General features: G+C 61.4%; 10 protein-coding genes, 1 tRNA gene and 1 pseudogene. 7 read left to right on the top strand and 5 right to left on the bottom strand.

Annotated features, from left to right (window positions below; translation table 11 throughout):
* The 3 genes and pseudogenes from ACFFAR_RS12230 to ACFFAR_RS12220 form a co-directional block, all read left to right on the top strand.
* A pseudogene (locus ACFFAR_RS12230) lies at positions 1–447 on the top strand (MFS transporter); the annotation flags it as partial.
* Positions 448–615: 168 nt separating this feature from the next.
* Positions 616–692: transfer RNA gene (locus tag ACFFAR_RS12225), tRNA-Asp, on the top strand.
* Positions 693–855: 163 nt separating this feature from the next.
* Entirely contained in the window at positions 856–1956 is a 1101-nt protein-coding gene (locus tag ACFFAR_RS12220) for a LacI family DNA-binding transcriptional regulator (protein ID WP_075357747.1), read from the top strand.
* Positions 1957–2000: 44 nt separating this feature from the next.
* Here ACFFAR_RS12220 and ACFFAR_RS12215 read toward each other — a convergent pair whose 3' ends face one another.
* Together ACFFAR_RS12215 and ACFFAR_RS12210 are read right to left on the bottom strand one after the other, a co-directional pair.
* Entirely contained in the window at positions 2001–3794 is a 1794-nt protein-coding gene (locus ACFFAR_RS12215; RefSeq protein WP_174362968.1) for a dihydroxy-acid dehydratase, read from the bottom strand.
* Positions 3795–3844: 50 nt separating this feature from the next.
* Positions 3845–4792: a 2-hydroxyacid dehydrogenase gene (locus tag ACFFAR_RS12210; RefSeq protein ID WP_174362969.1), complete on the bottom strand. Its 948-nt coding sequence runs from the start codon at positions 4790–4792 to the stop codon at positions 3845–3847.
* A 98-nt stretch (positions 4793–4890) separates the two neighbouring features.
* Between ACFFAR_RS12210 and ACFFAR_RS12205 the strand changes: the two genes are divergently transcribed.
* The 3 genes from ACFFAR_RS12205 (at position 4891) to ACFFAR_RS12195 (ending at position 9557) form a co-directional block, all read left to right on the top strand.
* Positions 4891–5775: an NAD(P)-binding domain-containing protein gene (locus ACFFAR_RS12205; protein ID WP_174362970.1), complete on the top strand. Its 885-nt coding sequence runs from the start codon at positions 4891–4893 to the stop codon at positions 5773–5775.
* A 118-nt stretch (positions 5776–5893) separates the two neighbouring features.
* Complete coding sequence (locus ACFFAR_RS12200; RefSeq protein WP_075357744.1) at positions 5894–7276, top strand: MFS transporter; 1383 nt, start codon at positions 5894–5896, stop codon at positions 7274–7276.
* Between the two features lie 346 nt (positions 7277–7622).
* Positions 7623–9557, top strand: coding sequence for a SurA N-terminal domain-containing protein (locus tag ACFFAR_RS12195; protein ID WP_375507937.1), 1935 nt, complete (start codon positions 7623–7625; stop codon positions 9555–9557).
* Positions 9558–9642: 85 nt separating this feature from the next.
* Here ACFFAR_RS12195 and ACFFAR_RS12190 read toward each other — a convergent pair whose 3' ends face one another.
* Both ACFFAR_RS12190 and ACFFAR_RS12185 read right to left on the bottom strand, forming a co-directional pair.
* The gene (locus ACFFAR_RS12190; protein ID WP_062000838.1) at positions 9643–9984 is read right to left on the bottom strand and encodes a hypothetical protein; all 342 of its coding nucleotides are present in this window, start codon (positions 9982–9984) and stop codon (positions 9643–9645) included.
* Between the two features lie 165 nt (positions 9985–10149).
* A complete protein-coding gene (locus tag ACFFAR_RS12185; protein WP_375507936.1) occupies positions 10150–10863 on the bottom strand; it encodes an arylesterase in 714 nt (237 codons plus the stop codon).
* On the opposite strand from ACFFAR_RS12185, the gene ACFFAR_RS12180 reads away from it, so the two are divergent.
* Complete coding sequence (locus tag ACFFAR_RS12180) at positions 10838–11539, top strand: ABC transporter ATP-binding protein (protein ID WP_062169908.1); 702 nt, start codon at positions 10838–10840, stop codon at positions 11537–11539. The genes ACFFAR_RS12185 and ACFFAR_RS12180 overlap by 26 nt on opposite strands.
* 48 nt (positions 11540–11587) lie before the next feature.
* Here the strand turns inward: ACFFAR_RS12180 and pgi are convergent.
* Positions 11588–12556 (bottom strand): glucose-6-phosphate isomerase (pgi, locus tag ACFFAR_RS12175; RefSeq protein ID WP_174365563.1); only part of this gene is annotated, 969 nt, incomplete at its 5' end.

Genomic DNA, 12556 nt, shown 5'->3' with positions numbered 1-12556 from the left:
AAGCGCGGCTGGAGCCTCACCAAGGCGCGCAAGACCTGCATGGTCGGCGGGATGTTGTTGTCGTCGGTGATCACGGTGTCCGCGTTCACCACGAGCACGGCATTGATGCTGGCATCGTTCGGCATCGCTTATGGAAGCCTGGCGTTTGCAGCGGCAAGCATCTGGTCGCTGCCCGGCGATGTCGCGCCAACGCCGGATCATGTCGCATCGATTGGCGGAATCCAGAACTTTGCCTCGAATCTCGCGGGCATCGTCATTACCACCTTCACCGGTTTCATGGTGCAGCTCACCAAGGGCTCGTTCACTGTGCCGCTTGTCGTTGCTGGCGGTTTTTGCGTGCTTGGCGCGTTCAGTTATCTGGTGATCGTGGGGAAGGTCGAGCCGTTGCATTTACCCGATGACCCGCCGCAGGATCTCGTAGCCACGCAAGGTGCCGGCGGCCACTGAAACGCTCATTTCTATCCCGATATAAAAATCTTCGCGCCGCCGGAAATTTCGTTATATACTTCGTCCCCGATTGATTGAAACGGTTGTCGCGCAAGGCTGGCAGAGGTGTCGTTAAACTCTTAGGCATGTCGTTTTCCGATTCGAATCAAGCGGTAAGCAGCACAAAATGGAGTGGTAGTTCAGTTGGTTAGAATACCGGCCTGTCACGCCGGGGGTCGCGGGTTCGAGTCCCGTCCGCTCCGCCAATATCGTGGTTCAAGCAGCATCAAAGCAAACTTCATAGCCCGCACGCAGCGGGCTTTTTGCTTTTCAGCTTTCCCATGGGTCGGCAACTTAGTGGACGCATCGCGATTTGCAGCGAATCGTCATCCAGTATCATTAACGAACCCCGTTAATGACTTAAGCACGATGCCCGACGACCACACGCCTCCGACTTCCGCGCCGCCTCGCATGGCCGATGTAGCGCGCATTGCCGGGGTCTCCAAGATGACCGTATCGCGCGTGCTCGCCGGCAGGCCGGTGGCCGCCGCCACCCGCGAACGCGTGCTCAACGTGGTCAACGAACTGGGGTATGTGGCGGACGCGGCGGCGGGTGCCTTGTCGTCAGGGAAATCGTCGTTTGTCGCGGTGCTCGTGCCGTCGCTGTCGAGTTCGAATTTTTCCGATACCGTGCGTGGCATCAACGACGTGATCGAACCGGCCGGCATGCAATTGCTGCTGGCCAACACCGACTACGAATTGCCGCGCGAGGAAGAGCTCGTGCGCGCCATGCTGCGTTATCAGCCGCGCTGCATCGTGCTGACGGGCAGCCATCACACCGAAGAGACGCATTCGCTGCTTGCCCGGGCGCGCATTCCGGTGATCGAAACATGGGACATGCCGGTCGATCCTATCGACCGGGTCGTGGGATTCTCGAATGTCGATGCATCGCGCGCGATGGTGCGCCATCTCTACGAACGCGGGTATAAGCGCATCGCGTTCGTGAGCAGCGCGTCGAAGCTGGATAGCCGCGGTATCGATCGGCGTCGCGGGTATCTGAAGGAGGTGAGGGCGGCCGGTTGCGAACCGCGCGACATTACCAAAAGCGCATGGACCACGACCATGGCGCACGGCGTTGCAATGGCGCATGGTGCGGCCGCGTTGCAGCAGTTGCTCGAACGCTGGCCCGACACCGACGCCGTCATGTGCGCAAGCGACATCCACGCGTTTGGCGCGGTGATGGCGTGTCATCGGCTGGGGTTGGCGGTCCCGGGGGATATCGCGATTGCGGGCTTCGGGGACTTCGAGGTCTCGCGGCATTGCTATCCGACCATCACGACCGTTTCAGTCGATGCCTATGGGATTGGCCGCGCCACCGGCGAGTCCTTGCTCACGGCACTGGACGAAGTGGAAGGCGATGAAAAGCTCGACAAGACGCGCGGCGTGAAAACGACCGCTGCGACCAGGCGCAAGCCGTCTCCACCCGTCATCGAAATTCACTACGAAGTCGTGCCGCGCGAGAGCACCTAGTGCTCCCGGGTGGCATGCACGAAGCTGGGCACTTAGTGGTTGTCTTAGTGGTTATGCCGCGACTCGCCCCGCGTTTCGACAATGTTGAGATACAACGTCGCCGGTTCCAGGCATGCGCCGCTGCCTTGCTGCCCGACCATGCTTCTGTAGATCTCTTCCCACGGCGTCATGTTCTCAAGTACGGGCGGCTTCCATGCCGCACGACGCTGCGCGAGTTCGGCCTCGGGGATCATGAGATCGACCTTGCGCGTCTTCAAATCGATGCGAATCCTGTCACCCGATACGAGCAATGCAAGGCCACCGCCAACGGCTGCTTCCGGCGAGACATTGAGAATCGAAGGGCTCGCCGATGTCCCGCTCTGACGACCATCGCCGAGCGTTGGCAGTGTGTCGATACCGCGCTTGAGTAACGCTGCCGGCGGCTGCATGTTCACCACTTCGGCGCCCCCGGGGAAGCCGACTGGCCCGCAATTGCGGATGACGAGGATCGAACGTTCATCGACACCCGTTGCCGGGTCTTCAATACGCGCGTGATAGTCCTCCGGACCTTCGAACACGACGACCTTGCCCTCGAACACGTCGGGATGATCGGGATCGGCGAGAAAGCGCTTGCGGAAGGCTTCGTCGATCACGCTGACCTTCATCACGGCGCTGTCGAAGAGGTTGCCCGAGAGCACCACGTAACCCGCCGATTCCTTCAACGGGTTTTCATAGGCACGGATGACCTCGCGGTCAGGCACGGGGACCGTGGCCAGATCTTCGCCCAGCGTCTTGCCGGTCACGGTACGCACGGAGGCGTCGAGACGGCCGGCATCGAACAGTTCTTTCATCACCGCCGGCACGCCGCCCGCGCGATGAAACGCTTCGCCCAGGAACCGTCCCGCCGGCTGGCAATCGACCAGCAGCGGCACCTCGGGCCCAAGCCGCTGCCAGTCTTCCAGCGTATGGTCGATACCCATGTGCCGCGCAATCGCGATCATGTGGATCGGACAATTCGATGACGCGCCGAGCGCCGCCGCCGCGACAACCGCGTTCTCGAAAGCGCCCTTGGTCATGATGTCCGAAGGCCGCAGGTTCTCGGCGACCATCTCCACGATCCGCTTGCCGGTCGCATAAGCCATCCAGCCACGCTCGCGATGCGGACCCGGGATCGCCGCGCAGCCGGGCAGCGACATGCCGAGCGCTTCGGCGAGCGAGTTCATGGAAAGCGCGGTGCCCATGGTGTTGCAATGCCCGACCGACGGCGCCGACGACGCCACCATATCCATGAATCCCGGATAGTCGATCTCACCCGCCGACAGCCGTTTGCGCGCGTCCCAGATCACCGTGCCGGAGCCTGCGAGCTTGCCGTGATACCAGCCGTCGAGCATCGGGCCGCCGGACAGGACGATCGCCGGAATGTTGACCGTGGCCGCGGCCATCAGGCATGCGGGCGTGGTTTTATCGCAGCCGGTGGTAAGCACGACGCCATCGATGGGATAGCCGTGCAGGATCTCCACGAGCCCGAGATAAGCGAGGTTGCGATCGAGCGCGGCGGTCGGACGCTTGCCGGTTTCCTGGATCGGATGCACCGGAAATTCGAGCGGAATGCCGCCGGCGTCGCGGATGCCATCGCGCACGCGGGTGGCGAGTTCGATGTGATGACGATTGCACGGCGCGAGATCGGAACCCGTCTGCGCGATACCGATGATCGGCTTGCCCGACTGCAGCTCTTCGCGCGTGATGCCATAGTTCATATAGCGCTCGAGATACAGCGCGGTCATGCCGGGGTCGGAGGGATCATCGAACCAGCGGCGGCTGCGAAGGCGGTTTTGCGGGGTGTTCGATTGATTCGACATGCTTGTCTGTCCGTTTTATTTGTAAGGGGAGTCAGTGCTTCGTTCTAGGTTCAACGCGTGGAAAACTCGGTCACGAGCGGCGCGCCACTGAAGAACGCCTTCAAGTTCTCACGCACCAGTTGCGCCATCGCACTGCGCGTTTCAACGGTTGCGCTGGAGCGGTGCGGCTGCAGCACGACGTTGTCCAGCGTGAAAAAACGCGGATCGATTGAAGGCTCGTTCCAGAATACATCCAGCGCGGCGCCGCGAATACGGCGTTCGTTCAGATATTCGAGCAACACGGGTTCGTCGACAATACTTCCTCGCGCGATGTTCACCAGAATGCCGTCGGGTCCGAGGGCGTCAAACACATCGCGGCTTACAGATCCCTGGCTCTGCTTGTCCGCCGCCGCGCAGATCACGAGGAAGTCAGATTCGCGCGCCAGGGCCACGGCGCTGTCGCAGTACGTGTAGCCGACATCGTCGAACTGGACGCGATCGTGATACGCAATGGACATGTCGAACGCAGCGGCCCGCTTCGCCAGTGCGCGTCCTACACGGCCGAGTCCGAGAACGCCAAGGCGCTTGCCGAACATGCGCGTGGCGAGCGGAATTGCGGCCTTGCCCCAGTGAGCGTCGCGCACGAGGCGATCGTTCGCCGGGATCTGGCGCGCAATCGAAAGCATCAGGCCGATGCCCATGTCGGCGACATCGCCAGTCAGCACATCGGGCGTATTGGTCACGCGAATGCCGCGTTTTGCTGCGTGTGCGAGATCGATCGCATCGACTCCGACGCCGTACGACACGATGATCTCGAGCGCCGGCAACGCCTCGATCAACTCGGCGCTTGCGCCGGCTTCGCCGTTGGTGGCGAGCGCGCGAATGCGGGAACCGACTTCAGCGAGCAATGCACCGCGATTGGCGCAATCCGACAGGACGTGCAGCGTGAAATGACGTTCGAGTTCCGCCATGTCACGCTCCGGATACCGGACGACTACCAGTAAATCCGTCTTGTGCATGCCATCTCCTCATGTTAGATTCGTTTAATGGTTACCGGTAACCATACCTCACGATGAAACGCGTGTCCAGCAGTGGGTGACTTCAAGGTAGCGAGACGATGACGAATTCAAAGGACCGGCCGGAGAAGATTGCTTTTCTCGGGATCGGCTTGATGGGAGAGCGGCAAGCACGCGTGCTGCTCAGGGCGGGCTACGGGCTAACCGCCTGGAACCGTACCCGGGACAAAGCCGAGCGCTTGCGTGCGGATGGCGCGGACGTTGCGGACTCGCCGGCTGAAGCGGTTCGCAATGCCGACATCGTGATTACGTTGCTTGCAAACGGCGAGACCGTGCACGATGTTCTGTTCGATCAAGGCGTGGCGCAGGCGTTGAGTGCCGATGCGGTAGTTATCGACATGAGCTCGATCCGTCCCGACCAGGCGATCACGCATGCGCGTCTGCTTGCCGCGCGAGGTGTTCGACATATCGATGCCCCCGTATCAGGCGGCACGAGTGGCGCGGAAAACGCGACGCTTGCAATCATGTGCGGTGGCGATGCAGAGGTCTTCGATCGTGTATCGCCCGTGCTGCGTTGCATGGGGCGGCCTGTGTTGATGGGCGCTCACGGCACGGGGCAACTCGCCAAGCTCGCGAATCAGATGATCGTGGGCACGACCATTGGCGTGGTGGCCGAGGCGTTGTCGCTGGTTGCGAAGGGCGGTGCGAACCCCGCGATGCTGATCGAAGCGCTCGCGGGCGGTTACGCCGACAGCACCATCCTGCGCATCCACGGCCGCCGCATGGTCGACAAAAACTTCGAGGTCAGTGGCCGGTCGAGTTCGCAACTCAAGGATCTTCAAAACGCGTTGCGTGCGGCACAGGACGTGGGCGCGTCGATGCCGTACACCCAACTCAGCGCGCAGCTTTTCACGTCTCTCATCGCGCATCACGGCGATATCGATCACAGCGGAGTCGTGAAGATCATCGGCGATCAAGCAGCATGAACAACCGTTTCATTCGATACGTCCGCGCAGCCCTGAACAATCCGAAGCGGACAATACATACATAAAGAAATAGCCGGGATTCAATCAACCGGCAAACCGATTTGCAAAGGAGACGCAAATGGATCTGCAGCACCCCCCAATACCGGAACTACCTTCGGCGTCGCTCGCCGATACGCCAATCAAGGCGCCGGTTTCACCACAGCAATTGCGGCGTGCAATCCTCACGGGCGCGGTCGGAAGCGCCCTCGAGTATTACGACTTTGCGATCTTCGGACTCGCGTCGGCACTGGTTTTCAGTCATATCTTTTTTCCGGCGCTCGGCGCGAAAGCCGGGCTGCTGGCGAGTTTCGGCACCTATGGTGCGGGCTTCCTCGCGCGGCCGTTCGGCGGCCTGTTCTTTGGTTCCATCGGCGACAGGAAGGGGCGCAAGTTCGTGTTGCTCGTGACTATCGCGATCATGGGGACATCGACCATGCTGATCGGACTGTTGCCGAGCGGCACGATCGGCGCGGTATCGCTCGTCGTATTGCGGCTCGTGCAAGGTTTCGGCGCGGGCGCCGAGCAAGCGGGGGCATCGACGCTCATGGCGGAGGTCGCGCCCGTCAAACAACGCGGCTTCTTCGCGGCGCTGCCGTTCGTCGGCATCTTCGCCGGGCTGGGTCTCGCGACGGGCACGTTCAGCATCATGCAACACGTGCTGGGTGAGCAGGCCATACTTGATTGGGCGTGGCGCATTCCGTTTGTATCGAGCGTAGTGCTGATCGGCGTTGCGGTATGGATCCGGTTGCGCTTGCGTGAGAGTCCGACGTTCCTGAGCCTCGAAGGCGCGCAAGCCGTCATCAAGTCGCCGATGAAAACCGTCATCACCCACGCCCGCCGTCCCGTACTCGCCGCCACGCTGATGCGTTTTGCCGAGCAGGGCGGATCGACGATCTACACCACAGTCGTCATTGCGTTCCTGGGCGGCACGGTCGCCGCGAAGCTGGGTATGAAGCCGTCCGCGCTGAGTTCGATCGGCACGACAGGCGCGCTGATCGCGAGCATGGCCAGCGTGATCACCACGCCGATGTTCGGCGCATTGTCGGATCGGATCGGGCGCATTGCGGTGTATCGCGGCGGCGCGATCTTCATGCTGCTCTGGTCGGTGCCGTCTTGGTACATGGTGAGCACGGGCAAACCGCTATGGGTCGACATTGCGATGTTCGGCGGCCTCGCGCTCGGCGCGAACAGCATGCTCGGCGCGCAATGCGCTCACTTCTCGGAACTCTTCGGCAACCGCTACCGGTATTCGGGCGTGGCGCTCGCACGCGAACTGGGCGCGGTGCTGTCGGGCGGACTCGCGCCCTTGCTCGGCATCTACCTGATCGGGTTATCGGACGGTGCGTTCTGGGTCATGGGCGTCTACATGGCAGTGTTGTCGGCGATCACGCTGATTGGCGTGTCCTTGTCGACGGAAACCCGCCGGCGCGACCTGACCCTGCTCGATGACGCCGTGCACTGATTTCGCCGCGCAAAACGGGCCCGGATCATTGTTGCGGATCCTGTTTCAGCGGCACGTTTATCGAGTCCGCAGAGGGGGCCGGAAGGGGGGCAAGAAGGGGGGCAAGAAGGGCGCGGATGTTATACTTCGCGCGCTTTACAGAGTGCCCGTTCGTTGACCGAGCGTACTTTCAAGGTGCACCGCGGTTCGTCGAATCGTGCAACGCCTTGACTGATAAGGCTCACCGGCAGGAGGTCGCACCTCGTCCACACCGGCCGAATTCACGAGAAAGGCGAACTCCGGTTCGCCTTTTTTATTGCCCGCTGCTGTAACATCGGGCGTTTCGTATTAGGCAGAATCGTCACGCATGCTCGACTTTTTCCGTAACCACCAACGCCTGATGATGGCCCTGTTGATCCTGATCGTCGTGCCGGGATTGGGTATCGTGGGTGTCCAGGGTTTCAGCAGTTTCTTCGACGAAAACGCAAACGTCGCCAGCGTCAACGGCCACAAGATCACGCGTGTCGAGTACGACGGCGCGATGCGTCAGCAAGTCGATCGCGCGCGCCAGATGCTCGGTGCGCAGTTCGACCCGAAGATGTTCGAAACGCCGCAAATGCGCGCTTCGCTGATCGACAGCCTCGTTCAACAGCGCGTTCTCGCCGATGAAACCCAGCGCCTGCACCTGACCGCATCGGATCAGGCCGTGCGCCGCGCGCTCCTGGCCGACCCGACGATTGCATCGTTGCGCAAGCCCGATGGTTCGATCGATCTGGACCAGTACAAGCAACTGCTCGCCATGCAGGGCATCACGCCCGAGCAATACGACGAGCGCGTGCGTTATGGCCTGGCTGCCGATCAGCTTCCTTCGAGCATCCAGTCGACCGCGTTCACGTCGAAGACACTGGCGCAGAGCCTGACCGAGATCGCCGAGCAGCGTCGTGACGTGCAGGGGCTTGCTTTGCGCACCGCCGATTACGCCGCGAAGGTCCAGCCGACCGACGCGCAACTCAAGTCCTACTACGACGCGCACAGCGCCGAGTTCACGACGCCGGAATCCGCGAACATCCAGTACCTGGTGATGTCGCCGGCGACCTTGGCGACCGCTATCAAACCCACGGACGCCGATCTCAGGAAGTACTACGACGACAACATCGCGCGCTTCAAGACGCAGGCCGAAGTGCGCGCGAGCCACATCCTGATCACCGCGCCGAAAGACGCGAGCGCAGCCGACAAGGCCAAGGCGAAGGCGCAAGCCGACGCGTTGCTCGCACAAGTGAAGGCGCATCCGGACCAGTTCGCGCAGATTGCGCAGAAGGAATCGCAGGACCCGGGTTCGGCATCAAAGGGCGGTGACCTCGGGTACTTCTCGCACGGCATGATCGCGGGCGGCAAGGCATTCGACGACGCCGCGTTCGGCCTGAAGAAGGGCGAAATCAGCGGCGTGGTGCAGACGGATTTCGGTTACCACATCATCCAGGCAACCGACGTCAAGCCGTCCGCCACCCAGTCGTTCGACGAAGTGAAGGACCAGATCACGCGTGACGTCACCGCGACGCAAGCCGCGAAAAATCTCGCCGATGAAGCCGAAGGTTTCACGTCGCTCGTCTACGAAAAATCGAAGACGCTGCAACCTGCCGCAGATAAATACAAGCTGCAGATCCAGACCGCGACGGTCGGACCGAAGCCCGACCCGAAGCTGCCGGCCGACAGCCCGCTGAACAACCCGAAGGTCCTGAACGCCATCTTTGCTTCGGACGCGGTGAAGGAGCGCAACAACACGCAGGCTATCGATATCGGCAACAGCACGCTGGTCGCAGCCCGTGTGACGGACTACAAGCCGGCGGCCGTCCCCGCGCTCGACGCGATCAAGGACGCAGTGCGCACCAAGGTCGTCGCAGAGCAAGCCGCGGAGATGGCGCGCAAGGACGGCGCGGCGAAGCTTGCCGACGTGCAGAAATCAAACTCGACGACAGGGTTCTCATCGGTGGCGAAGGTATCGCGTAACGACGCGCAAGGCGTGCCGCCCGCAGCGCTCGCCGCGATCTTCAAGGTGGATTCGTCGAAGCTGCCAACCTACGTAGGCGTCGATCTTGGCGCCGATGGTTACGCGATCTACCGCGTGGACGGGATCGAGAAGCCGGAGCCGGTTGCCGCAGACCGCCTGACGGGTGCGCAGCAGCAGGTCGCGCAGGTTTATGCCCAGGCCGAGATGGAATCGTATCTCGACGCATTGAAGGCGCGCTCCAAGGTGAAGATCAATGCACCGGCCACCAACGCGCCGGCAGAGCAGCCGCAATAAACTGAAGCGTACTCACGCGTACGCAACACAAACAAAAGCCCCGCTGGCCAAAACCAGCGGGGCTTTTTTTATCGCTAAAACCTGCTTACAGGCAGGCCTGGATATCGCCAGTGGCGTCGCTGCCGCCCGCGCCAGCGGCACGGAAGCCGACCCACGAACCCGGGCCCGAATAGTTGGGACGCACGACGGCGGCGGCGCCGTTCGGCGGTTGCTGACCCGGAACGTAGACATCGGCTGCCATGTCGTTCGCGAGCGTGTCTTGCGACACCACTTGTTGCTGTGATTTATCGGCCCATTTCTGCGCGATACATTGTGCGACCACCTTGGGCGGTTGCTGGCTCGTGCCGACCTGGCTGACGTTAGCGGGCGGTTGAGCGGCGCAAGCCGAGATCGCGACGGTCATAGCGAGAATTGGTAAATATTTCACGTTACCTCCTTTGAATGCGCTCACAAGCGGAGCCGGGGTTTTTTCAGGGTTACGCGAAAGTCTTGATGCTGAATCGTGGCCTTTCTTCGCGCATGGCTGAAAGCCGGCTGGGCAACGCGTGACGGGGTTTAAACGTGAATCGCTTCAAAAACGGCTAAATCCCCATCATTTCGATGGCGTGCCCAGCAAAGGTCTCAAAACTGGCCAGACGTTGTTCAATAGCAAAGGCTGGGCCTGAGGGGTCGGATGAATTTGGTCTGCCTGGAACATTTCAGGCTTGTTCTCCATGCCTGCAAGCAGGAACGGGACGAGCGGCACCTGTTTCTCCTTCGATAACTTTTCGTACACGGCGTGGAATTTTTGCGAGTAGTCCGGGCCATAGTTAGGCGGAACGTACATGCCGACGAGTAAAACCTTCGCATGGACCGCCTGCGATTTCTCGATGATCGTGCGCAGGTTGGTTTCGGTGGTGGCTAGCGGGACGCCGCGTAACGCGTCGTTGGCGCCCAGTTCCACGATCACTACCTTCGGCTTGATCCGGTTGAGTGCGGCGGGCAGGCGGGCGAGGCCGCCGCTGGTCGTGTCGCCGCTGATGCTTGAATTGGCGACGCTATAATCGAAGCGCTCTTGCGTCAGCTTCTGGCGCATCAGGTTGACCCATCCTGTATCGCGCGGCAGACCGTATTCCGCCGATATGCTGTCACCCAGCACCACAATGGCCGGCGCCGCGGGCGCGGCCATTGCGGTCTGGGCCAACGCATCGGCCGCTTGTGCCGGCGCCGTGGCCGCGTATCCGACCATCGCCAGCAGCGCCAGTGTGGCGCGTGGTGTCCAGTTCACCTTAAGTCTCTCCATGCCAAACAATATTGAACCAGTCATTGAAGTACGGGGTTTAAGCAAGCGGGTAAAGGACGCGACGGGTGAATTGATCATCCTCGATCAGATCGACCTGTCGATAGAAAAAGGCAGCAGCGTCGCCATAGTCGGCGCATCGGGCTCGGGTAAGTCTACTTTGCTTGGGCTGCTCGCCGGATTGGACAGCGCGAGCAGCGGGTCGGTTCGCTTGCTCGGCCGTGACCTTGGCGCGCTCAATGAAGATGAACGCGCGGCATTGCGCAGCGGGTCGGTCGGATTCGTGTTCCAGTCGTTCCAGTTGATGCCGCATCTGACCGCGCTGGAAAACGTGATGTTGCCGCTGGAGTTGCGTGGCGGCGTGCCGCACAAGGACATCACGTCGCGTGCGCGCGACCTCCTTGAACAAGTTGGATTGGGTCAGCGGACTGCGCATTATCCGAAGCTTTTGTCAGGCGGCGAACAACAACGCGTGGCGCTGGCGCGTGCGTTTGTCACGCATCCAGCCATCCTTTTCGCCGATGAACCCACGGGCAGCCTGGACGCCGCGACGGGTTACGCGATCATCGACCTGATGTTCGAGATGAACCGGCGCAACGGCGCAACGCTGATCCTCGTCACGCACGATACCGAACTCGCCGAGCGCTGCGATGCGACGGTGACAATCGAAGCCGGGCGAATCGTGAACAGTTTGAGCGTATAAAAAACGAAGGGCGTACCAGTCTCAAGTGACCGGAACGCCCCACGCCGCTTAGATGCTCTTCAGTGCGGCTTGCGCCCGCGCGATCAGCGCCGACGTCGACGAATCGTGCTTGGAAGGATCGGACTTCGAACTGGTGATATCGGCTTCAACGACCTTGCCGAGAATCTTGCCCAGTTCCACGCCCCACTGATCGAACGAATTGATGTCCCAGACCGCGCCCTGTACGAGCACCTTGTGCTCGTACAGCGCAATCACGGCGCCTAGCGTTTCCGGCGTGAGTGAATCGAGGATGATCGTGGTCGTCGGACGGTTGCCCGGGAAGCTCAAATGCGTCGCGAGTTCTTCCTTGCCTTCGCCCGCAACCTTCTTCGCTTCGTCAAGCGTACGTCCGAGCATCAGCGCTTCACTTTGCGCGAAGCAATTCGCAAGCAGCTTGGCGTGATGATCGATGAGCGGATGCTCCGGCTTCAATACCGCGATGAAGTCGACCGGAATCAGCGTCGGGCCCTGATGCAGCATCTGATAGAACGCGTGCTGGCCGTTGGTGCCGGGTTCGCCCCAGATCACGGCGGCAGTCGGGTAATCGACCATGGTGCCGTCGAGCCGCGCCGACTTGCCGTTGCTCTCCATCTCGAGCTGCTGGAGATACGACGAGAGATACCGCATGGCTTGCGAGTACGGCGCGACCATCACGCTTTGCGACTCGAAGAAATCGCGATACCAGATCCCGATCATGCCCATCAGGACAGGCAGGTTGCGCTCGAACGGCGCGCTCCGGAAATGCTCGTCCATGGCATGCGCGCCGGCCAGCAGTTTCTCGAAGTTTTCAGGCCCGACCGAGATCACGATCGACAAGCCGACAGCCGACCACAGCGAATAACGGCCGCCGACCCAGTCCCACATCTCGAAGACGTTTTCGCGCGCGATACCGAACTTGACCACTTCCTCCGGATTCGCCGATACACCCACGAAGTGCTTCGACAACGCGTCTTCCGGGCAGCCGCTCTTCACGAACCA

Origin of the sequence: uncultured Caballeronia sp. (assembly GCF_964243625.1) — a bacterium.
In the GTDB taxonomy this organism is placed as follows: Bacteria; Pseudomonadota; Gammaproteobacteria; order Burkholderiales; family Burkholderiaceae; genus Caballeronia.
Note: the sequence above shows the minus strand (reverse complement) of the source record. Positions and strands in the feature narration are given on the sequence as shown.

Bases quoted from the DNA above. Each gene is read 5' to 3' on its own strand.
- ACFFAR_RS12220 (WP_075357747.1), top strand. From the start codon at position 856: ATGCCCGACGACCACACGCCTCCGACTTCCGCGCCGCCTCGCATGGCC.
- ACFFAR_RS12215 (WP_174362968.1), bottom strand. From the start codon at position 3,794: ATGTCGAATCAATCGAACACCCCGCAAAACCGCCTTCGCAGCCGCCGC.
- ACFFAR_RS12210 (WP_174362969.1), bottom strand. From the start codon at position 4,792: ATGCACAAGACGGATTTACTGGTAGTCGTCCGGTATCCGGAGCGTGAC.
- ACFFAR_RS12205 (WP_174362970.1), top strand. From the start codon at position 4,891: ATGACGAATTCAAAGGACCGGCCGGAGAAGATTGCTTTTCTCGGGATC.
- ACFFAR_RS12185 (WP_375507936.1), bottom strand. From the start codon at position 10,863: ATGACTGGTTCAATATTGTTTGGCATGGAGAGACTTAAGGTGAACTGG.
- ACFFAR_RS12195 (WP_375507937.1), top strand. From the start codon at position 7,623: ATGCTCGACTTTTTCCGTAACCACCAACGCCTGATGATGGCCCTGTTG.
- ACFFAR_RS12200 (WP_075357744.1), top strand. From the start codon at position 5,894: ATGGATCTGCAGCACCCCCCAATACCGGAACTACCTTCGGCGTCGCTC.
- ACFFAR_RS12180 (WP_062169908.1), top strand. From the start codon at position 10,838: ATGCCAAACAATATTGAACCAGTCATTGAAGTACGGGGTTTAAGCAAG.